Annotated in this window: 20 protein-coding genes and 1 pseudogene; 6 read left to right on the top strand and 15 right to left on the bottom strand. The window is 53.9% G+C overall.

Annotated features, from left to right (window positions below; all coding sequences use genetic code 11):
- Nucleotides 1-42 precede the first annotated feature (42 nt).
- The 5 genes from phnV to phnR all read right to left on the bottom strand — a co-directional run bounded on the left by phnV (nucleotide 43) and on the right by phnR (nucleotide 4751).
- Nucleotides 43-840 carry a 2-aminoethylphosphonate ABC transport system, membrane component PhnV gene (gene phnV / locus ACLJZ5_RS06535; protein WP_024797530.1) on the bottom strand — a complete coding sequence of 266 codons (798 nt, stop codon included), beginning with the start codon at nucleotides 838-840 and terminating at the stop codon, nucleotides 43-45.
- A 2-nt stretch (nucleotides 841-842) separates the two neighbouring features.
- Nucleotides 843-1703: a 2-aminoethylphosphonate ABC transporter permease subunit gene (gene phnU / locus ACLJZ5_RS06530; protein ID WP_000052716.1), complete on the bottom strand. Its 861-nt coding sequence runs from the start codon at nucleotides 1701-1703 to the stop codon at nucleotides 843-845.
- Between the two features lie 2 nt (nucleotides 1704-1705).
- The gene (gene phnT / locus ACLJZ5_RS06525) at nucleotides 1706-2815 is read right to left on the bottom strand and encodes a 2-aminoethylphosphonate ABC transport system ATP-binding subunit PhnT (protein ID WP_024797531.1); all 1110 of its coding nucleotides are present in this window, start codon (nucleotides 2813-2815) and stop codon (nucleotides 1706-1708) included.
- Between the two features lie 5 nt (nucleotides 2816-2820).
- The gene (phnS, locus tag ACLJZ5_RS06520) at nucleotides 2821-3834 is read right to left on the bottom strand and encodes a 2-aminoethylphosphonate ABC transporter substrate-binding protein (RefSeq protein ID WP_000778008.1); all 1014 of its coding nucleotides are present in this window, start codon (nucleotides 3832-3834) and stop codon (nucleotides 2821-2823) included.
- Between the two features lie 197 nt (nucleotides 3835-4031).
- Nucleotides 4032-4751, bottom strand: a complete 720-nt coding sequence (phnR, locus tag ACLJZ5_RS06515) for a phosphonate utilization transcriptional regulator PhnR (protein WP_000836265.1) — start codon at nucleotides 4749-4751, stop codon at nucleotides 4032-4034.
- A 139-nt stretch (nucleotides 4752-4890) separates the two neighbouring features.
- Here phnR and phnW point away from each other — a divergent pair, with 139 nt between their 5' ends.
- The 3 genes and pseudogenes from phnW to ACLJZ5_RS06500 all read left to right on the top strand — a co-directional run.
- A complete protein-coding gene (phnW, locus tag ACLJZ5_RS06510) occupies nucleotides 4891-5994 on the top strand; it encodes a 2-aminoethylphosphonate--pyruvate transaminase (RefSeq protein ID WP_024797532.1) in 1104 nt (367 codons plus the stop codon).
- A gap of 9 nt (nucleotides 5995-6003) precedes the next feature.
- A complete protein-coding gene (gene phnX / locus ACLJZ5_RS06505; RefSeq protein ID WP_023195353.1) occupies nucleotides 6004-6813 on the top strand; it encodes a phosphonoacetaldehyde hydrolase in 810 nt (269 codons plus the stop codon).
- Nucleotides 6814-6818: 5 nt separating this feature from the next.
- Nucleotides 6819-6901, top strand: a pseudogene (locus ACLJZ5_RS06500) (hypothetical protein); the annotation flags it as partial.
- Nucleotides 6902-6909: 8 nt separating this feature from the next.
- On the opposite strand, the gene yajL reads toward ACLJZ5_RS06500, so the two are convergent.
- Nucleotides 6910-7500, bottom strand: coding sequence for a protein deglycase YajL (gene yajL, locus ACLJZ5_RS06495; protein ID WP_001275807.1), 591 nt, complete (start codon nucleotides 7498-7500; stop codon nucleotides 6910-6912).
- A complete protein-coding gene (gene panE, locus ACLJZ5_RS06490) occupies nucleotides 7463-8374 on the bottom strand; it encodes a 2-dehydropantoate 2-reductase (protein WP_000705816.1) in 912 nt (303 codons plus the stop codon). Before panE ends, yajL begins: the two co-directional genes overlap by 38 nt.
- Nucleotides 8375-8499: 125 nt before the next feature.
- Between panE and ACLJZ5_RS06485 the strand changes: the two genes are divergently transcribed.
- Entirely contained in the window at nucleotides 8500-8991 is a 492-nt protein-coding gene (locus tag ACLJZ5_RS06485) for a YajQ family cyclic di-GMP-binding protein (RefSeq protein ID WP_001138913.1), read from the top strand.
- A gap of 46 nt (nucleotides 8992-9037) precedes the next feature.
- On the opposite strand, the gene ACLJZ5_RS06480 is transcribed toward ACLJZ5_RS06485, so the two are convergent.
- From ACLJZ5_RS06480 to ACLJZ5_RS06445, 8 genes are all read right to left on the bottom strand, one after another.
- Nucleotides 9038-10402: an MFS transporter gene (locus tag ACLJZ5_RS06480; RefSeq protein WP_024797533.1), complete on the bottom strand. Its 1365-nt coding sequence runs from the start codon at nucleotides 10400-10402 to the stop codon at nucleotides 9038-9040.
- A gap of 220 nt (nucleotides 10403-10622) precedes the next feature.
- Entirely contained in the window at nucleotides 10623-11513 is an 891-nt protein-coding gene (gene cyoE, locus ACLJZ5_RS06475) for a heme o synthase (protein ID WP_000971352.1), read from the bottom strand.
- An 11-nt stretch (nucleotides 11514-11524) separates the two neighbouring features.
- Entirely contained in the window at nucleotides 11525-11854 is a 330-nt protein-coding gene (locus ACLJZ5_RS06470; RefSeq protein ID WP_000019878.1) for a cytochrome o ubiquinol oxidase subunit IV, read from the bottom strand.
- Nucleotides 11854-12468, bottom strand: coding sequence for a cytochrome o ubiquinol oxidase subunit III (locus ACLJZ5_RS06465; RefSeq protein WP_000179833.1), 615 nt, complete (start codon nucleotides 12466-12468; stop codon nucleotides 11854-11856). The genes ACLJZ5_RS06470 and ACLJZ5_RS06465 overlap by 1 nt, the downstream gene beginning before the upstream one ends.
- Complete coding sequence (gene cyoB, locus ACLJZ5_RS06460) at nucleotides 12458-14449, bottom strand: cytochrome o ubiquinol oxidase subunit I (protein ID WP_000467158.1); 1992 nt, start codon at nucleotides 14447-14449, stop codon at nucleotides 12458-12460. Before cyoB ends, ACLJZ5_RS06465 begins: the two co-directional genes overlap by 11 nt.
- Before the next feature lie 10 nt (nucleotides 14450-14459).
- On the bottom strand, nucleotides 14460-15416 hold the full coding sequence (gene cyoA, locus ACLJZ5_RS06455; protein ID WP_001239448.1) for a cytochrome o ubiquinol oxidase subunit II: 957 nt from the start codon (nucleotides 15414-15416) through the stop codon (nucleotides 14460-14462).
- A 452-nt stretch (nucleotides 15417-15868) separates the two neighbouring features.
- A complete protein-coding gene (ampG, locus tag ACLJZ5_RS06450; protein WP_024797534.1) occupies nucleotides 15869-17344 on the bottom strand; it encodes a muropeptide MFS transporter AmpG in 1476 nt (491 codons plus the stop codon).
- Nucleotides 17345-17387: 43 nt separating this feature from the next.
- The gene (locus tag ACLJZ5_RS06445; RefSeq protein WP_001537832.1) at nucleotides 17388-17966 is read right to left on the bottom strand and encodes a lipoprotein; all 579 of its coding nucleotides are present in this window, start codon (nucleotides 17964-17966) and stop codon (nucleotides 17388-17390) included.
- A gap of 303 nt (nucleotides 17967-18269) precedes the next feature.
- Between ACLJZ5_RS06445 and bolA the strand changes: the two genes are divergently transcribed.
- On the top strand, nucleotides 18270-18587 hold the full coding sequence (bolA, locus tag ACLJZ5_RS06440) for a transcriptional regulator BolA (protein WP_000973433.1): 318 nt from the start codon (nucleotides 18270-18272) through the stop codon (nucleotides 18585-18587).
- A gap of 346 nt (nucleotides 18588-18933) precedes the next feature.
- Nucleotides 18934-20232 carry a trigger factor gene (tig, locus tag ACLJZ5_RS06435; protein WP_001198403.1) on the top strand — a complete coding sequence of 433 codons (1299 nt, stop codon included), beginning with the start codon at nucleotides 18934-18936 and terminating at the stop codon, nucleotides 20230-20232.
- Nucleotides 20233-20465: the final 233 nt, after the last annotated feature.

Genomic DNA, 20465 nt, shown 5'->3' with positions numbered 1-20465 from the left:
TCCTTTGCCGGGTGGCGGCTATGTCCTACCCGGCCTATCGTTTTATTTCTGCCCCAACCGTTTTGCAATGCGCTCCAGCTTCATCATCAGCAGCAGCGTAATGGCCACCAGCACAATGGTCAGCGCCGCGCCGTCGGCGATATTTCCACGGTCGGTCAGGCTAAAGATAGCCACCGGCAGCGTCGTCCAGCCCGGCGGATAAATCATCATCGTCGCGCCCAACTCCCCCATGGAGAGCGATAAACTCAGCGCCAGCGCTGACATCATCCACGGCATCAATAACGGCAACGTCACGTGACGCAGACGATACCAGGGCGATGCCCCCAGACTCGACGCGACGTTTTCAATATCGGCGGAAATTCGCGCCAGTCCGGTCGACACGTTACTGAAGGTAAAGGCGGAAATCAGCACAAAGTGCGCTGTCAGCACAATCCATAGGGTGCCGTTCATTTGCAATGGCCCCTGGCTGAAAGCAACCAGAATGCCCAGGCCCACGGACACTGACGGAATCGCACTCGGCAGATAGAACACCATACTTAACCATTTCTGCGCTTTCACCCCATGTTGACGCAGCGCCAGCGCCGCCCAAACGCCGCAAAGCAGCGCAAACAGGCTGGCGCAAAAGCCAATCGTGAGGCTGGCAAGTAGGGCATCCCATGCCGCACCGTGCAGAGCGTTAACAAAGTGGTTCAGCGTGAAGCCACTCGGCAGAATACCGTTCCACTGCTGGCTAAGGCTGGACATCAGAATCACCGCCAGCGGCAGGAAAAAGAACACGATAAACAGTACGCTAGCCACAACGCCCGCCGCTGCGCGTCCTTTAGGTGACCAAATTAGCATGGCTAGCTCCTTACGCCGGTACGCGATGCCGCCAGGCGATAGAGGGAGAACAGCCCCAGCGACAAGACAATGTTAATCAACGCAATCATGCAGGCGACCGTATAGTCGGACTCCAGAATCGCTTTGCTGTAAACCATCATCGGCAGGGTGTTAACCCCTTTCGCGCCAATAAACAGTACGATGCCAAACTCGTTAGTGGTCAACAGCAGGCACAGGCTGCCACCAGCCATCAGCGCCGGTAGCGCCGCCGGGAAAATCACCTGCCCAATCACCCGTAACGGGTGCGCCCCCAGAATGCTGGCTGCCTCTAGCTGGCTTTTATCAATTTGCCGCAGCGCGGCCATCAGTGGCCGCATCACCAGCGGAGTGAACACCGTGATCTCCGCCAAAATGACGCCCTGCATCGAGTAGAGAAAATCCACCGGCGGTAGCTCAAAGGCAAACAGGCTCATCAGCGTACCGTTGAGCAGACCCGCTGACCCATAAATAAAGGTGAACGCCAGCGTAATCAGGAAGGTCGGCAGCGCAATAAAAGTATCGACGACCCGACCAATCAACTCGCTGCCGGGGAAAGGAATAAACACCAGAATCAGCGACATCACGCTGCCCAGCAGCAGGCAACCGGCGGTGGCGAAAAAGGCGATTTGCAACGTGTTCAGCAACGCGCCGACAAAGCGTTTCGAGTCGACCACCTGGCGGAAGGTCTCGAGCCCGATCTCGCCATTGGCACCGCGTAGCGCCTGTTCAACGATGAGCGACAGGGGCCAGAAAAACAGCGTCGCCAGCACCAGCAACGGGAGCAGCAGCCACAGCAGCGGGCGTAGGTTAAGCGCCGGTTTTTCCAGAGGTAAAATGAGTGACATAGTTATACCTCAATCAGGACCGCATCATCCGGTTCGAACCACAGCGCCAGCTTGTCGCCCACGCGCGGCAGCGGATTGACATGCGTCAACACCATCCGCACCGTTTCGCCAGCAACGTCACACAACAGATGGGTTAAATCGCCCTGCCAGTGCACCGATTGCAGTGTGGCGTTGAAGCGGTTGCTGTCGGCCGAACGCGGCATCAGGCTGAGGTGCTGAGGACGAATGCACAGCAGTTTGTTGTAACCGTGGTGGCTGCCCCGGCTGAACGCGCGAATCACCGCACCGCCGCAGCTGACGTCCACCAGCCCCGGAACCTCCGTTATCCCCAGCGCGATGGCGGAGAGAATATTGGCGCGACCTAAGAATTCGGCGGCAAAACGATTGGGCGGATGCTGATATAGCGCGCGGGTTTCGCCGTGAGCAATCAGCGAGCCATCCTTCATAATGCCGATTTTATCGGCCAGGGTGAGCGCTTCCGTTTGATCGTGGGTGACGTAGAGAATAGTGAGTTCCGGCAGCTCACGGTGAAGACGGGCGATTTCTTCCACCATATTATGACGAATCTGTGCGTCCAGCGCTGACAGTGGTTCATCCAGCAACAGCACGCGCGGGCGCACGGCAATCGCGCGGGCGATGGCCACGCGTTGCTGCTGGCCGCCGGAAAGTTGATGCGGATAACGGGTAGCGTAATCACTCATGCCAACCGTTTTCAGCGCCTGCGTCACACGCTCATTAATTAGCGCCTTTGGCTGCTTCTGCGCACGCAGGCCAAAAGCGACGTTGTCTTCCACTTTCAGATGCGGGAACAAGGCGTAGTTCTGCACCACCATCGCCAACCCGCGTTTATAGGGTGGCAGATGGGTTACGTCCGTATCGCCAATCAGAATACGACCGCCTGCAGGTTGCACAAAGCCCGCAACCGCACGCAGCACCGTCGTTTTTCCAGATCCTGATGGGCCAATCAGCGCCAGCACTTCGCCAGGTTCAATCGTCAAAGAGAGCGGTTTAAGCACCACGTTGCCGTGATACGCAACGCGCAGCGAGTCGAGGACTATCCCCGATGTCCCCTGCGATGCAGGGGCGTGAACGGCGGTTGTTTTCATCAGCATCAGGCTTACTCGCTTTCGGTCACTTTGTGCCAACGGCTAATATCTGCCGACAGCGAAACGGCTACGTCATCCCAATTTGGCTGCCAGCTCTGCACGCCTTCTAACGCGGCAGTGGCGGCCTTGTAATGTTCGTCGCTCGGCGTCACGTCGCTGCGTACTGGCATTCCCCAGGAGAGTTCGCTGACGCGAGTCTGCGCTTCTTTACTCAGCAGGAAGTTAATCAGCTTTTTACCATTTTCACTCTGCGGCGCCCCCTGGACCAGGCCAATGACATAAGGGATGGCCAGCGCGCTGCGCTCGCCTTTGTCGTTGGCCGGCCAGAAGATTTTCACGTTCGGGTTACGTTCCATCTGCGCGAGGTTCATTTGCAGGTCGCCGTTAGCGACGTAGATTTCACCTTTATTAACCAGCGCGGTTAGCTTGCCGGTAGAGGCAGATGGCCCGACGTTATTGGCCTGCAGCTTGCCGAGATACGCAAAACCGGCATCTTTACTGCCGAAGCTGTGGAAAGCCTGCAGCATTACCGCCGTGCCGTCAGCGGCCTGACCTGGCGTGGAATACTGGAGTTTATTTTTGAATTTACCGTCAAGCAGATCCTGCCAGCTCGCCGGGGCAGTTTTCAGCAGCTTGCTGTTGTAGATAAAGCTCAGATAGTTCTTTACCAGCGGCGAATAAAGGTTGTTGGCATCGGGGATAGCCGATGCGGCGTCGGTGTTAAAGTTCGCCAGCAGCTTTTCGGCGGCGGCGCGCTGAATGAATGGTGGCGCGGTTACCAGCACGTCGGCCTGCGGATTCGTACGCTCTTTTGCCAGACGTTCCACTACCACGCCACCACCGCCTTCAACATAGCGTACGGTAATGCCGGTCGCTTTGGTGAATGCGTCAAACTGCACCTGGTACCAGCTGTTATCGCCATCGTGCAGCCCGTCGATGGAGTACACCGTGACCACCGATTCCGCCCATGACGGGGCGCTGGCGAGAGCGAAGACAGACAGCAGAGCAAGTCGGGAAAGTTTCATCGTAATAGCCTCATAGCGTACGTTGCATTTTCTGGCCTATACCAGGTTTGCTTTTTACGCTAAACGGCTTATATGACAAAACGATGAAAGAGAAATAAATCAGTCCACGCCGGATGATGCTGCGCTTATCCGGATAGCCGTGAGACGATACGATTGACAGGCCGGATAAGTCCCGCAGCCAACATCCGGCGCACCCGCTAGTGGGTATCTACCTCAATGCGCAGGCTGTCGTGACGCCAGTATTCGATATCCAGATCCAGCACTCGCCCGTGTTGATCGTAGTTCAGACGGCGCAGCAACAGCGCCGGGCGCCCTTCCATAACTCCCAGCGCCTGTGCGGCCTGCGCAGGCATGGCGGTGGGGTAGAACGACAGATGCATGCTGGTATAGACGAGGTTGTAGTGCGACTCGTATATCTCGGTCAGGCTGCCGTTGAGATCGTACTGCAGCAGCTCAGGCACGCGGGCGGGCAAACAATGGTTTTCGCAGTAGCACACGGCGCGGCCATCGGCGTAACGCAGACGGGTCAGCAGATAGATTTGATCAAACGGCTGGAGCTGGAGGGGCTCCATGACCTCGACAGGCACGGTGGTTAACACGCCGCTCAGTAGCGCGGTTTTTGGCTCCCGCCCCTGCTCGCGGCAAAGCTTATGGAAGTTGGTATTCTGGGTCGGATCCAGCCACAGGCGTTCCGGCGTAACGAACCAACCGCGACGATCGGCGCGCCAGATAAGCCCACTGGACTCCAGCTGCGCCAGACTTTCGCGAATAGTAATGCGCGTGGTGTTGAAGATCGCGCACAGTTCGCGTTCAGACGGCAGTTTATCACCGCTTTTCAACGCACCGCTCTGAATACGCGCCTGAAGCTGCGCCTTGATCAACAGGTACTGCGGGATATCGCCCGGGATAGATTTCATGCTTACTCGCTTCCGTTTTGCCTGCCGCCATTATACAAGCAGAGATGAATTTTTTGTTGCAGCGCGATTTTCTCTTTGACCCGTCGCGGCAAAGATCGTCATGATAAATGCAATCTGGTATAGACCAAAGGTAAATAACATGACTTCGCGTAACTATCTGCTGCTGACTCCTGGCCCGCTCACCACCTCTCGTACCGTGAAAGAAGCGATGTTGTTCGATAGCTGTACTTGGGATGATGATTACAATATCGGCGTGGTAGAACAGATCCGCCAGCAGCTGACCGCACTGGCAACGGCCTCCGAAGGCTACACCTCCGTACTGCTACAAGGCAGCGGCAGCTATGCTGTGGAAGCCGTACTGGGCAGCGCATTGGGGCCGCAGGATAAGGTGCTGATCGTCAGCAACGGTGCATACGGCGCACGAATGCTCGAGATGGCCGGCCTTATGGGTATCGCCCATCACGCTTACGACTGCGGCGAAGTTGCGCGCCCGGACGTGCAGGCGATCGACGCGATCCTAAACGCCGACCCGACGATCAGCCATATCGCCATGGTGCATAGCGAAACGACCACCGGGATGCTCAACCCCATTGATGAGGTGGGCGCTCTGGCGCATCGCTATGGCAAAACCTACATCGTTGACGCCATGAGCAGCTTCGGCGGCATCCCCATGGATATTGCAACATTACACATCGACTATCTGATCAGCTCCGCCAATAAATGCATTCAGGGCGTGCCGGGTTTTGCCTTCGTGATTGCCCGCGAGCAAAAACTGGCCGCGTGCAAAGGGCGTTCCCGCTCGCTGTCGTTAGATCTCTACGCCCAGTGGCGCTGCATGGAGGATAACCACGGCAAATGGCGTTTTACTTCGCCCACACATACCGTCCTGGCGTTTGCCCAGGCGCTGAAAGAGCTGGCGGAAGAAGGTGGCGTGGCGGCACGTCATCAACGCTATCAGCAAAATCAGCGCAGCCTGGTGGCCGGAATGCGGGCGCTGGGCTTTAACACGCTGCTGGATGACGAACTTCACTCGCCCATTATCACCGCCTTTTATTCACCGGAAGACCCGCAGTATCGCTTTAGCGAATTTTATCGCCGCCTCAAAGAGCAGGGCTTTGTTATCTATCCTGGCAAAGTGTCGCAAAGCGACTGCTTTCGCATCGGCAACATTGGTGAAGTATATGCCGCCGATATCACTGCCCTGCTGACCGCCATTCGTACCGCCATGTACTGGACGAAATAAGGAACCATGATGAACCGTATTCACGCTGTTATTCTCGACTGGGCGGGCACCACCGTCGATTTTGGCTCCTTCGCGCCGACGCAAATTTTCGTCGAGGCGTTCCGTCAGGCATTTGATGTGGAGATCACCCTCGCCGAAGCACGCGTGCCAATGGGGCTGGGTAAATGGCAACACATTGAAGCGCTGGGAAAATTACCTGCTGTTGACGCGCGCTGGCAGGCAAAGTTTGGCCGCTCCATGAGCGCAGCAGATATTGATGCCATCTACGCCGCCTTCATGCCGTTACAGATTGCTAAAGTTGTCGATTTTTCTTCTCCTATTGCCGGAGTTATCGACACGATCGCGGCGCTACGAGCCGAGGGTATCAAGATAGGCTCCTGCTCCGGTTACCCACGAGCGGTGATGGAGCGCCTGGTCCCCGCCGCCGCCGGGCATGGTTATTGTCCGGATCATTGGGTGGCAACGGACGACCTGGCCGCGGGTGGTCGTCCGGGGCCGTGGATGGCGCTGCAAAACGTGATTGCGCTGGGCATTGATGCGGTCGCGCACTGTGTGAAGGTAGATGATGCCGCGCCGGGCATTAGCGAGGGGCTTAACGCGGGGATGTGGACGGTGGGGCTGGCGGTATCGGGTAACGAATTCGGCGCAACATGGGACGCCTATCAGACAATGTCGAAAGAGGACGTTGCAGTCCGTCGCGAGCACGCGGCCAGCAAGCTGTACGCCGCCGGGGCGCATTACGTGGTGGATTCACTGGCGGATTTACCTGGGGTGATTGCGCATATTAATGCGCGTCTGGCGCAGGGCGAACGCCCGTAAAATAACTGCCGGATGGCGCTGCCGCTTATTCGGCCTACAGACTGTACCGTTTTGTAGGCCGGATAAGGTGTTTACGCCGCCATCCGGCAATCATTCTTATTCGTAGTAGTTATAAATCCCCGCCGCCATCACCAGTTGCGAAGCCACTTCATGCGCTTTTTCACGACCGGCCAACAGGTCGATGATTTTCAAGCCAAAATCGATAGCGGTACCCGGTCCCTGGCTGGTTAATAATTTTACCCGCGCATCCCACACCACACGCTTATCCTGCCACTGTTCGGCGGGGATCTTATCTTTCAGCGCCGGAAAACCGGTCATATTGCCGATAGGGAAGATATCGTGCGGCACGAGCACTGTGGCGGCTGCGGCGCAAATGGCTGCGACAATGCGCCCGGAGCGGTGAAACTGTTTTACGGTTTCGACCAGCAGCGGGCTGTCGCGAAAGCACTCGGCGCCTTTAATTCCGCCGGGCAACACGATGATGTCATAATCGCCGTCGGCAACTTCAACCAGCGGCGCATCCGCCAGTAGCTTTACACCGCGCGAGCAGACAATCGTCAGGTTGCCATCGCTGGCGACGCTGGCGGTAGTGACGTGGATTCCGCCGCGAACCAGCAGATCGATAGTGGTGACCGCTTCGGTCTCTTCACTACCAGGGGCGAGGCATACCAGTGCCTGAGCGCTCATACTCACTCTCCTTTCGCTTTACCATTTCAAACAGGCGGCTATTTTCCGGAACGGCGAGACCGTGCACGCGGGCGCGCTTGAGTAAATAACCGGTAATGTAGTCAATTTCGGTATGGCGCATGGCACGCACGTCCTGCAACATGGATGAGATGTTTTCTGCCGTACTGTCAATCACTTGCTCAACATAATAGCGTAAATCGTCTGCCGATGTGTGGTAGCCTTCACGTTCAATCACGGCGGCGACCTCTTCGCAAATCGCGTTGATTTCATCAGTATGATGGCGCAGCTCGCCGTTCGGGCAGTTCCAAAGCGCGGTGAGCGGGTTGATAACACAGTTGACCGCCAGTTTGCGCCACATCTCTGCGCGGATATTGTTATGCCAGGCGACATCGGGCAGTACCCCCTGCAGGATATCGGCGAGATAACTGTAATCGCCGTCTTGCTCGCGCGCCGGGCCAATATGCGTAGTACCGTTAGCGACATGAATAATGATATTACCGTCGCGGCGCGCAGCATGGGTGATAGTCCCCATCAACATCGGCTGCTGGATATTTTGCAGTTCTTCTATGGTTCCCATTCCATTATGAATGAGCAGGATAGGCGACGTCACCGGTAAGGTTGACGCCAGAGTTCGTACTGCGTCGGAAACCTGCCACGCTTTCAGCGTGACTAATAACAGTTCGCTCTTCGCCAAAAAATCCGGATCGTTTGCCGTCAGTGATTCGTTGAAAAAGGAACCATCGGTATCGATCAGATTTACGCTGCAATAAGGTTGTGGCACCCGTAGCCAGCCCTGTACGTCATGTCCGTGTTTGCACAGTGCCGAAAGCCAAAGTTGTCCTAAGGCTCCGCATCCCAGTACAGTAATTTTCATTGTTCCTCCTCACCTGCAACAGCGCCAGGTGTTATGGCGCTAATTATAGCGTCATCAGCTAAGCTTCTCGTTAAGCCTCGTTGCAGGTATTATGCAACGCAACGAAAATGAAGGGAGAAGAAAAGATGCCATCTTTCGATATTGTTTCTGAAGTTGATCTGCAGGAAGCGCGTAACGGTGTGGATAACGCGGTTCGCGAGGTTGAGTCTCGTTTTGACTTTCGTGGCGTAGAGGCGACTATTGAACTGAACGATGCCAATAAAACCATCAAGGTGCTGAGCGAGTCCGATTTCCAGGTCAATCAGTTGCTCGATATTCTGCGCGCCAAGCTGCTTAAACGCGGTATTGAAGGCGCTTCGCTGGATGTACCGGACGAGTTCGTGCATAGCGGTAAAACCTGGTATGTGGAAGCGAAGCTGAAGCAGGGCATTGAAAGCGCCGTGCAGAAGAAAATCGTCAAGCTGATTAAAGACAGCAAACTGAAGGTGCAGGCGCAAATTCAGGGGGAAGAGATTCGCGTGACGGGCAAATCACGTGACGATCTGCAATCGGTAATGGCGCTGGTTCGCGGCGGCGATTTGGGCCAGCCGTTCCAGTTCAAAAACTTCCGCGATTAAGTTGTTATGCCGGATAGAGCCTCGCCGCCATCCGGCAATACAGCATTCATCCTTTGCTGATAAGCTGTTCAACTTCAAAGCGATTGGTCACTTTGCTGTCGATTTTGACGTAAGCGGAATGTTCTTCCGCCACGATCAGCGCTTCGCTTACGCCTTTCATTGCCAACAGTCGTTGTTTTAGCCTGTTGTCAGCAACGATATCCGCTGGAATTTCCACGCGCAGGCTGCTGACATAGGGCGGCTCTTTCATGGTACTTGCCACCGCCAGCCATACCATCGCCAGTACGGCCCCGGCAAGAAAAACGGTTTGCCCATCAAACGTGCCGTCTATCCAGCCGCCCAGCGAGCCGCCAAGCGCCACGCCAAGAAACTGACTGGTAGAATAGACGCCCATCGCCGTTCCTTTATACCCCGCGGGCGACTCTTTGCTAATAAGAGAAGGCAGCAGCGCCTCCATCAAATTAAAGGCAAGGAAAAAGAGTTGTACGCCAATCACCAGCTCCCAGAAATGCTGGCCCGCTCCCCACAACACGATTTCCGCGACGATAATGAGCCCCACGCAGAACAGGAATACCTGCTTCATCCGCCGTTTGACTTCAGCATAGATAATAAAAGGCACGACGGCGGCAAAGGCGATCACCATGGTTGCCAGATACACCTTCCAGTGTTCGGCGGCAGGAAAACCGGCATCGGCAAGCTGGCCAGGCAGGGCGACAAAGGTGGACATCAATAAAATATGCAGACACATAATGCCGAAATTAAGCTTGAGCAGCCTCGGCTCCGCCAGCACTTTACTGAAGCTGCCTTTGACCATCCCGGATTCGCGATTCAGCACATGGTTGGTACTGTTGGGAACCACCCAGATCGTCAAAATAATGCCCAGGGTGGCGAGGGCGGCGATCATCCAGAACAACGCGTTCAATCCCAGACTATGGGTAACGATCGGCCCTAATACCATTGCAATCGCGAAGGTGATACCAAAGCTGACGCCGATAAACGCCATCGCTTTGGTACGGTTTTGCTCTCGGGTGAGATCAGACAGGAGCGCCATGACGGCGGCGGCAATAGCGCCGGACCCCTGTAGTGCTCGCCCCAGAATAATGCCCCAGATTGAGTGGGAGAGCGCGGCAATGACGCTACCCGCGACAAATACCACCAGTCCGCCGACAATCAGCGGTTTACGGCCAATGCGGTCGGACAGCAGCCCAAAGGGAATTTGAAAGATAGCCTGCGCCAGCCCGTAAATGCCGATCGCAATGCCGATTAATGCTTCGCTGGCACCCTGTAGCGCCATACCGTATGTGGTCAGTACTGGTAGAACCATAAACATGCCCAGCATACGCAACGAAAAGACGGTCCCTAAACCCCATGTGGCACGCAGCTCCCCTGGCGTCATTTTATAATCGTTCATTGCCACCTCTGTATGAAATTCGCACCTAGTGTAAAGCGCCAGGTTGGTTGGGTAAATATGCGCTTTATTAACAAATGTTGTGGTGGTGAGGGTAGGCCACGAGAGACGAAAAATGCCGGATGGCGATACTCACGTCGCTTATCCGGCCTACAGGTAACGTGCTTTTGTAGGCCGGATAAGGCATAAGCCGCCATCCGGCATAGAGGAGGTGACGATGAACTTACCAGACGTAAGTCAGCAGATTCTGCGAATTCGGCACCATAAAATCAACGGACATCATGATACTCAGCGCGGTAATCGCAATGATAGAGAAGCCGAACAGCTTGCGCGCCCAGACCTTATCATCTTCCACTTTGTAACCGCGTAGCGCCATGCCGAGCCACCAAACGCTGACCGCCGCGGCGACCACCAGGTATTTGTAACCGGCATAACCGCCCAACGTGAGCATTAGCGTTGCAACGGCAAACGCAATGATGTACAGCGTGATGTGGTTTTTAGCGACTGAGATTCCTTTTACCACCGGCAGAACCGGGATATTGGCCGCCTGATAGTCCTTAAAGCGGAAAATGGCGATGGCGTAAGAGTGCGGCATCTGCCAGAGGCTGAAAATAGCCAACAGGATCGCCGCGCCGCTGTCAAAGTCGCCCGTTACGGCACAGTAGCCAATCACCGGCGGCGCTGCGCCGGAGAGAGAACCAATCAGCGTTCCGTAGACGGAGTGACGCTTCATGTACAAGCTGTACACGCCAACATAGACCACGAAGCCCATCACTCCCAGCCAGCAGGCCAGAGGATTGGCGCCAAACCACAGCAGCATAAAGCCAGCAATACCCAGCAGGGTGGCGTATACCAGCGAGACGCCAGGAGAAATCAGGCCTTTGACCAGCACCCGATTCTTGGTCCTTTCCATCTTCCTGTCGATATCCCTGTCGATGTAGTTGTTAAATACACAACCCGACGCCACAACCAGTGACACCCCGACCAGCGTATAAATGAACAGGGGATAGTCAATGCTGCCCTTTGAGGCCAGCAGAAATCCCCCGATCACCGAGATCAGGTTGCCAAAGATGATGCCTGGTTTCGTTACTTGCAGGTATTGCTTAAACATCATACTCGCCGCTCTTAGTGCATCATCATGTTGTAGTTGAGGTTCCACATAATCCAGATGGAGCCCACAACCAGGATGGCGATGATCAGCACGGTAAAGATGAAGGCCGTCATGTTCCAGCCTTCATCAGATTTGGTGTTCATGTGCAGGAAACACACCAGATGCACCAAAATCTGCACCACTGCCATTGCCAGGATAGATCCCAGAATAACGGCCGGAGAGGCAGCGCCGGTCATCACCATCCAGAATGGAATAACCGTCAGGATGACCGACAGGATAAAGCCGGTCATGTACGTTTTTACGCTGCCGTGGGATGCGCCGCCGCTCTCGGTAGAATGACTCATTACATCGCCCCCATCAGATAAACAACAGTGAATACGCAAATCCAAATCACATCCAGGAAGTGCCAGAACAGGCTCAGGCACATGATGCGGGTACGGTTAGTGCTGGTCAGACCGCGACGGGCAACTTGCACCATCAGCACCGCCATCCAGATCAAACCGGAAGTGACGTGCAGACCGTGCGTGCCGACCAGCGCGAAGAACGCAGACAGGAAGCCGCTGCGATCCGGGCCCATACCGTTAACAATCAGGTGATGGAATTCATAGAGTTCCATCCCGATAAATCCGGCACCAAACAAGAAGGTCAACGCCAGCCAGGAGATAACCTGGCTCTTGTTGTTCTTGTGCATGGCGATCGCCGCCATGCCGTAGGTAATGGAGCTAAATAACAGCAGGAAGGTTTCAACCAGAACGAACGGCAGTTCGAAAATGTCCTTACCTGTCGGGCCGCCAGCGGTGCCGTTCACCAGAACGGCATAGGTAGCAAACAGAATAGAGAACAGAATGCAGTCGCTCATCAGGTAGACCCAAAATCCGAAGATTTTGTTCTGGCCTGCGTCATGGTGCCCGTGTTCGTGCGCGTGGGCAGTCGCGTGCGTTAAAGTATCAGTTGCCATTTTTCAGCCCTGCCTTAGTAATCTCATCGAAATGCTGGTTTTCCAGTTTTTCGACTTCCGGGACCGGCACGTAGTAATCCACATCTTCATCAAAGCTTTTTACAATCCAGCTGATGATCATGCCTGCGAAACCCACTATCGCCAGCCACCAGATATGCCAGATCATGGCGAAGCCAAATACCGTCGCGAAGGCGGCGATAACAATACCGGCACCACTATTTTTCGGCATATGAATCTCTTCATACTGTCCAGGCTGTTGGTACGCTTCGCCTTTTTCTTTCATTTCCCAGAAGGCGTCACGTTCGTGAACGTGCGGCACAACGGCAAAGTTATAGAACGGCGGCGGAGACGAGGTTGACCACTCCAGCGTACGGCCACCCCATGGGTCGCCGGTCAGATCGCGGTTCTGATCGCGGTCGCGAATAGAAACGAAGATCTGAATCAGTTGGCACAGGATACCCAGCGCAATCAGCGCGGCACCGGCGGCGGCAACCATCAGCATCGTATGGAACTGCGGATCAATTTGCTGGCTGAGGCGACGGGTCATGCCCATGAAGCCCAGTACGTACAGCGGCATAAAGGCTACAAAGAAACCGATAATCCAGAACCAGAAGGCGCGTTTACCCCAGGTTTCGTTCAGCTTGAAGCCAAACGCCTTCGGCCACCAGTAGGTCATACCCGCGAAGCAGCCAAACACCACGCCGCCGATGATCACGTTATGGAAGTGCGCAATCAGGAACAGACTGTTGTGCAGGACGAAGTCCGCGCCCGGTACCGCCAGCAGCACGCCGGTCATACCGCCGACCGAGAAGGTCACGATAAAGCCGATGGTCCACATCATTGCGGAATGGAAGACGATACGGCCCTGATACATGGTGAACAACCAGTTGAAGATCTTCACCCCGGTCGGGATGGCGATAATCATGGTGGTGATACCGAAGAAGGCGTTAACGTTCGCGCCTGCGCCCATCGTGAAGAAGTGGTGCAGCCAAACGATAAACGACAGTACGGTAATACAGACGGTCGCCCAAACCAGCGAGGTATAGCCGAACAGACGTTTACGCGAGAAGGTCGCTGCGATTTCGGAGAATACCCCGAAGACCGGCAGAATCAGAATGTACACTTCCGGATGGCCCCAGGCCCAAATCAGGTTGATGTACATCATCATGTTGCCGCCCATATCGTTGGTAAAGAAATGGGTGCCCAGATAGCGATCCAGGGTCAGCAACGCGACGGTAACCGTCAGAATCGGGAAAGAGGCGATGATCAGTACGTTGGCGCACAAAGAGGCCCAGGTAAAGACCGGCATCTTGAACATCGTCATACCCGGCGCACGCATCTTCAGGATCGTCACGAAGAAGTTGATACCGGTTAACGTCGTACCAATACCCGAGAGTTGCAACGCCCATATCCAGTAATCGACCCCGACGCTGGGACTGTACTCTATTCCCGATAGCGGCGGATAAGCCAGCCAGCCGGTCTGCGCGAATTCACCCACGCCCAGCGAGAGGTTAACCAGGATAACGCCGACAACGGTGAACCAGAAGCTCAGGTTGTTCAGGAAAGGGAACGCAACGTCGCGCGCGCCGATCTGCAGCGGAACCACCAGGTTCATCAGACCGATAACGAAGGGCATCGCCACGAAGAAGATCATGATTACGCCGTGAGCGGTAAAGATCTGATCGTAGTGGTGCGGCGGTAGAAAACCCGCTTCGCCGGCGGAGGCAAGCGCCTGCTGGCTACGCATCATGATGGCATCGGCGAAACCACGTAACAGCATCACAATCGCGACGATGATATACATGATGCCGAGGCGTTTATGGTCAACTGACGTTAACCACTCTTTCCATAGGTAGGTCCACTTACCGAAGTAAGTAATCGCTGCCAGTATCGCCAGTCCCCCGACGATAATTGCAGCGATCGTTACCATGACGATAGGTTCATGGAACGGTACTGCATCCAGTGATAATTTTCCGAACATCTTATCTTCCTCAACCCTTGGAGTTGGCGGATTCCGCGTGGCTCATGTCCATACCTTCCATTCCTTCATGCGAGCTGTGCTCACCTTCAGGTTGGGTCATGTCCATGCTCTTACCGTGGTCCATGAATTTGTTAATAACGTCCTTGAACAAATCTGGTTTCACGCTGGAGAAATATTCCACCTTGTTGTACTCGCTTGGCATAGCCACTTTCTCGAACGCCGCCATATCATTCATGGTGTTCGGAGACTGCTTCGCTTTTGCGACCCATTGGTCGAATTCTGCGCGGTCTTTGGTGGCGATAGCTTTAAACTTCATACCAGAGAAGCCCGGGCCGCTATAGCTGGCGGAGATGCCATCGTAGGTTCCGGGTTCGTTGGCGATCAGATGCAAACGTGTTTGCATACCGGCCATGGCATAAATCTGGCTACCCAGACGCGGGATAAAGAAGGAGTTCATCACGGAGTTGGAGGTCACTTTGAAATAAACCGGCGTGTTCGCCGGGAAGGCGATCTCGTTGACGGTGGCGATACCCTGCTCCGGATAGATGAAGAACCATTTCCAGTCCATGGAAACCACTTCGATGGTGATCGGTTTTTCGTCATGCGCCAGCGGCTTGCTTGGTTCAAGCGCGTGCGTGGTTTTCCAGGTCAGTACGGCAAGGAAAATGATGATCAAGATAGGCACCGTCCAGACCACAGCTTCCACTTTATTGGAGTGTGACCAGTTCGGGCTATACTTCGCATCCTTATTACTCGCACGATACTTCCAGGCGAAACCAACAGCCATCAAGATGGCGGGAATAACGACGATCAACATCAGGCCAAATGCCGTCAGTATCAGCGAACGTTGCTCCAGTCCAATCTGTCCTTTGGGATCCAGCAGCGCAGAATTACAGCCACTGAGTAATGCAGTGCCTGCAATTAATGACAACCATCCCAAACTTTTATTGTATTTCCTGAGTCTCATTTAACGACCTCAATTCCACGGGACCTGGTGGCGTTTAAAGTGTAGGGGCATTTTACGGTAAGGTTACATTACTGTAAACATGATTGGTTCTGTGTTACCAAGTTCTGCCGCGCATGTCACATATGTTGCCAAGTATGTCGAAATAACTTTAAGACACTGTTGAAACTTTGCGTTATAACGGATGAGGTCTGTAAGTGGGATGTTGAGGGATAATTGGTATAACCAATGTAAAAATAAAACAATTACTTAACAATTTATTATCAATAAAAGGACAATCAACGGCAGAAATTTAAATTTAATCGGCTGAATCGTGTAAAGAAAATAGGTAGCGTAGAAATTACCAATAATTTCCAAAATTCTGTTGCGCACAAAAAGACAAATATATTTTTTATCAATTGATGGTTATTTAGCCGTTATAATTCCGGGTCGTTATTACAACGGCAAATAATGTTTTAGAGCAGGCGTGTTTTTCGTAGCGCCAGGTAGTCCAGCAACCCGCCAAAGACAATGCCGCACACGGCAACCACTACCGCGGTCTCAAGCAATCCGGGCAGGAATGAGAAGTTAGTGTAATCCACCGCGTTCATGGTCAGCAGGAGTACCCATACCGCCAGCAAAGCGACGCCCGCGAGCAGGATTGAAAGCGCGAAATTGTAGGCGCCACGGTATTGCGTGCGGGGAATGAAACGCTCGCTCTGCCAGCTATATTCCAGCGTTTGCTGACAGACCAGCAACAGTAACAGCCCGGGAACGGCGGCGACAACCGAGAAGAGGTAGAATGTCGGCCAGCCGTGCGCTTCAACGAACCAGCCCGCTACGGGACCAACATAAACGCGGCCTACTGCGGAGAGGGCCGACAGTAGGGCAAACTGTGTTGCGGAAAACGACTTATTACATAGCGTCATTAATAAGGCGACAAAGGCGGCAGTCCCCATCCCGCCGCACAGATTTTCGAAAAAGACCGCCGCGCCCATGCTGAACATGTTTTTATCGGTAATGGAGAGCAACCAGTAACCGGCGTTGGACGCGCCTTGCAAAATGCCGAAAATCAGCAGCGCGCGAAACAGCGAAAGACGCTGCATTAATATGCCGCCGTATAACGCGCCGACGATTGTCGCCAACAGGCCCAGCGTTTTATTGACCACGCCGACTTCGCCGGCGTCAAAGCCGACGCCGCGAATCAAAAAGGTGGTGGTCAGGCTCATGGCGAAGGCGTCACCCAGTTTATAAAGCACAATGAGCAGTAAAATCAGCCAGGCGTTATTACGGCCAAAGAAATCGCGTAGCGGCGCGACGACGGCCTGTTCCAGCGATTTCGGGGACGGGATACTATCGGTCGGTTCCGGCGCCAGTAAGGTGGCGATAATGCAGGGGATCAGCAATGCCGCCATCAGCCAGTACATGCCCTGCCAGCCGAGCCAGCGATCGGCCAGCCATAGCGCCAGTCCGCCGGAAACCAGCATCCCCAACCGGTAGCCAAGCACGCTGATTGCCGCGCCAGCGCCGCGTTCTTCTGCGGGTAAAACATCGGTTTTCCAGGCGTCGAACACGATATCCTGCGAGGCGGAGCAAAAAGCAATCACCACCGCCAGCGCCGCCATCCAGCGTAGCTGCGTGCCGGGTTCAAGAAAGCCCATCGCCGCAATCGCCGCCAGTAACAACAGTTGGGTGGCGAGTAACCAACCGCGACGTCGACCTAAAAAAGGCGGCGTGTAGCGGTCCATCAGCGGGGACCAGAGAAACTTAAACACATAGGCCTGACCAACCAGCGAGAAGAAGCCAATCGTTTTAAGATCGATATTCTCGACGGTCATCCACGCCTGTAGCGTACCGGAGGTGAGCGCCAGCGGGAGGCCAGAGGCAAAACCCAATATCAGCAGAATGGCTGAACGCGGTTGCTGGAAAATACGTAAATATTGACTTGACATAGGCATCTACAGACCCGGCTTCTGCCGGGTCTTGTTGTTGCTATTAACGGGCGTTTTGCTTGATAAAATCGTGAATACTGGTGTCCTGAGACATATCAGCAATGGTATCGGTCAGAACGCTGTTCACCGCGTCGGCAATATTCTGGTTAGAGGCCTGGAACGCCCCTTCAATAGAGTAGTTGGCGCGATAGTTTTTGGTCATCTTGCTGCCATTTGCCGCGGTCGCAATAATCGCGATATCCGCTTTGGTCGCGATGTTGTAGCGCACGCTGCCCTGGGAAACATCAGCATACAGTTGGTTAACAATAATCTGCAGATTAACCGCGCCGTTAGGCCCGATCATATAGCCCCGCGCCGTCATCTGTTTTTCCAGGACTTCTTGTAACAGGAAGCGTAAATCGCGGGAGGCGGTTAACGTTACCAGCTGGTTGTTACGCGTGACTTTCGCTAACGCTTGATCCTGGCGTTGGTCCGCGCCGGTAATGCTAACGGTGACGCCCATCAGGCTCGGGTCCTGCTGTGGCAAGGTGATCTTCGGCGCGACGTCAATGGTCGTCGGCGGTGTGGCGCATCCTGCCAGCATAAACAGAGCGACTAACGGAAAGAGAAGTTTTTTTAACATATTCAGGCTCTCAATGACGCTTAAAACGTGATAGGTAAAAATTCCCGCCATCATAACACCGCTAACGGCGAGGGGAAGTGGTCAACGCAGGTAAATTCGTCGTAATGTCCGATTTGGTATTGATAACGGCGCGAGCGGGGATTTTGAGCGCTAAAAGAATGATTAAGGCAGTAAACTTCATACGTTTGGCTGAAATAATCAGACGAAAGCTAAATTTTTGTTGTCATGCTGTAATGGAAACGGTAAAAGCGGCTAGTATTTAAAGGGATGGGTGACATCACAGCGTTGTCGGAGGAGATTTTCATGATGATACGTGAGCAAATAGAAGAAAAATTAAGGACAGCGTTCGACCCCGTGTTTCTCGAAGTTGTGGATGAAAGCTATCGTCACAATGTTCCTGCAGGATCGGAAAGCCATTTTAAGGTCGTGCTGGTGAGCGATCGCTTTACAGGCGAACGTTTTCTTAATCGTCATCGGATGATTTACGGTACGTTAACGGCGGAACTCTCCACAACCGTACATGCGCTGGCACTGCATACTTATACCCTCAAAGAGTGGGAAGGGTTGCAGGATACTATCTTCGCGTCGCCTCCTTGTCGCGGCGCGGGAAGCATCGCGTAGCAAAACGGATTTGCAACTACCTCCGCTTTTCCAGTATGTTGCTACAGAATTATGTGAAAACGGCCTGCGGGCCGTTTTGTTTTGTCTGAATTTTGAGCGTGTCGTACAGTATTCAGACAAAAATTAGCCGAGAATTGTGAAAACCGCCGCAGCATCGCACAATCACCGTTCTCGACTCACAAAAGTGATGCCGCTATAATGCGCCGTCTTATATATGAACGTCTTCGGGATGATTCTGACGACAGGGAATGTGATTGATTATGAGAACATCCCGGTTCCGCGAAGCAAATAGCACGTGCTTGCGGAGTAGAGTTGACCGAGCACTGTGATTTTTTGAGGTAACAAGATGCAAGTTTCAGTTGAAACCACTCAGGGCCTTGGCCGCCGTGTAACGATTACAATCGCTGCTGACAGCATCGAGACCGCTGTAAAAAGCGAGCTGGTCAACGTAGCGAAAAAAGTACGTATTGACGGCTTCCGTAAAGGCAAAGTACCGATGAATATCGTCGCTCAGCGTTATGGCGCTTCTGTTCGCCAGGACGTGCTGGGCGATCTGATGAGCCGCAACTTCGTTGACGCGATCATCAAAGAAAAAATTAACCCGGCAGGCGCGCCGAACTATGTTCCGGGCGAATACAAAGTGGGTGAAGACTTCACTTACTCCGTCGAGTTTGAAGTCTATCCGGAAGTTGAGCTGACTGGCCTCGAGTCCATCGAAGTTGAAAAACCGGTTGTTGAAGTCACCGACGCTGACGTTGATGTGATGCTGGACACCCTGCGTAAGCAGCAGGCGACCTGGAAAGAAAAAGACGGCGCTGCGGATGCGGAAGACCGCGTGACCATCGACTTCACCGGCTCTGTAGACGGCGAAGAGTTCGAAGGCGGCAAAGCGACCGATTTCGTTCTGGCGATGGGCCAGGGTCGTATGATTCCGGGCTTTGAAGACGGCGTTAAAGGCCACAAAGCTGGCGAAGAGTTCACTATCGATGTGACCTTCCCGGAAGAGTACCACGCTGAAAACCTGAAAGGTAAAGCGGCTAAGTTCGTTATCAACCTGAAGAAAGTTGAAGAACGCGAACTGCCGGAACTGACCGAAGAATTCATCAAACGTTTCGGCGTTGAAGATGGTTCCGTAGCCGGTCTGCGCGCTGAAGTACGTAAAAACATGGAGCGCGAGCTGAAAGGCGCGGTGCGTAACCGCGTTAAGTCTCAGGCGATCGAAGGTCTGGTAAAAGCTAACGACATCGACGTACCGGCTGCGCTGATCGACAGCGAAATCGACGTTCTGCGTCGTCAGGCTGCGCAGCGTTTTGGTGGTAACGAGAAACAGGCTCTGGAGCTGCCGCGCGAACTGTTCGAAGAACAGGCTAAGCGTCGTGTAGTTGTAGGTCTGCTGCTCGGCGAAGTCATTCGTACCAACGAGCTGAAAGCGGACGAAGAACGCGTTAAAGGCCTGATCGAAGAGATGGCGTCTGCTTACGAAGATCCGAAAGAAGTGATTGAGTTCTACAGCAAAAATAAAGAGCTGATGGACAATATGCGTAACGTCGCTCTGGAAGAACAGGCTGTTGAAGCGGTTCTGGCAAAAGCGAAAGTGTCTGAAAAAGCCACTTCCTTCAATGAGCTGATGAACCAGCAGGCGTAATTTTTCGCGTTAAAAGCACGAAATTTGCACAAAAACCCGTCACCTTTCAGTGACGGGTTTTTTTTGTCACGCATTTTGCATGGTAAGGGTGCGAAAACCGCGTTTCAGTGTTAGCGTTAGAGCAAAAGATTGTTATGCTTGAATTATGGCGATGCCGTACCCATTACAGAGGGACTGGCTGATAATCCGTCCATCAGGTTACAATCAGTACAGCAGGTTTTTTCAATTTTTAT

The organism is Salmonella sp. 5800 (genome assembly GCF_046558195.1).
GTDB lineage: Bacteria > Pseudomonadota > Gammaproteobacteria > Enterobacterales > Enterobacteriaceae > Salmonella > Salmonella enterica.
This window is presented reverse-complemented; position numbering and strand designations above follow the sequence as displayed.

Coding starts and splice junctions, on each gene's coding strand:
- phnT (WP_024797531.1), bottom strand. CDS start 2,815: ATGCTGATGAAAACAACCGCCGTTCACGCCCCTGCATCGCAGGGGACA.
- phnW (WP_024797532.1), top strand. CDS start 4,891: ATGACTTCGCGTAACTATCTGCTGCTGACTCCTGGCCCGCTCACCACC.
- cyoA (WP_001239448.1), bottom strand. CDS start 15,416: ATGAGACTCAGGAAATACAATAAAAGTTTGGGATGGTTGTCATTAATT.
- phnV (WP_024797530.1), bottom strand. CDS start 840: ATGCTAATTTGGTCACCTAAAGGACGCGCAGCGGCGGGCGTTGTGGCT.
- ACLJZ5_RS06470 (WP_000019878.1), bottom strand. CDS start 11,854: ATGAGTCATTCTACCGAGAGCGGCGGCGCATCCCACGGCAGCGTAAAA.
- cyoE (WP_000971352.1), bottom strand. CDS start 11,513: ATGATGTTTAAGCAATACCTGCAAGTAACGAAACCAGGCATCATCTTT.
- yajL (WP_001275807.1), bottom strand. CDS start 7,500: ATGAGCGCTCAGGCACTGGTATGCCTCGCCCCTGGTAGTGAAGAGACC.
- ACLJZ5_RS06465 (WP_000179833.1), bottom strand. CDS start 12,468: ATGGCAACTGATACTTTAACGCACGCGACTGCCCACGCGCACGAACAC.
- phnX (WP_023195353.1), top strand. CDS start 6,004: ATGAACCGTATTCACGCTGTTATTCTCGACTGGGCGGGCACCACCGTC.
- bolA (WP_000973433.1), top strand. CDS start 18,270: ATGATGATACGTGAGCAAATAGAAGAAAAATTAAGGACAGCGTTCGAC.
- ACLJZ5_RS06480 (WP_024797533.1), bottom strand. CDS start 10,402: ATGAACGATTATAAAATGACGCCAGGGGAGCTGCGTGCCACATGGGGT.
- panE (WP_000705816.1), bottom strand. CDS start 8,374: ATGAAAATTACTGTACTGGGATGCGGAGCCTTAGGACAACTTTGGCTT.
- ampG (WP_024797534.1), bottom strand. CDS start 17,344: ATGTCAAGTCAATATTTACGTATTTTCCAGCAACCGCGTTCAGCCATT.
- phnU (WP_000052716.1), bottom strand. CDS start 1,703: ATGTCACTCATTTTACCTCTGGAAAAACCGGCGCTTAACCTACGCCCG.
- tig (WP_001198403.1), top strand. CDS start 18,934: ATGCAAGTTTCAGTTGAAACCACTCAGGGCCTTGGCCGCCGTGTAACG.
- ACLJZ5_RS06485 (WP_001138913.1), top strand. CDS start 8,500: ATGCCATCTTTCGATATTGTTTCTGAAGTTGATCTGCAGGAAGCGCGT.
- ACLJZ5_RS06445 (WP_001537832.1), bottom strand. CDS start 17,966: ATGTTAAAAAAACTTCTCTTTCCGTTAGTCGCTCTGTTTATGCTGGCA.
- cyoB (WP_000467158.1), bottom strand. CDS start 14,449: ATGTTCGGAAAATTATCACTGGATGCAGTACCGTTCCATGAACCTATC.
- phnS (WP_000778008.1), bottom strand. CDS start 3,834: ATGAAACTTTCCCGACTTGCTCTGCTGTCTGTCTTCGCTCTCGCCAGC.
- phnR (WP_000836265.1), bottom strand. CDS start 4,751: ATGAAATCTATCCCGGGCGATATCCCGCAGTACCTGTTGATCAAGGCG.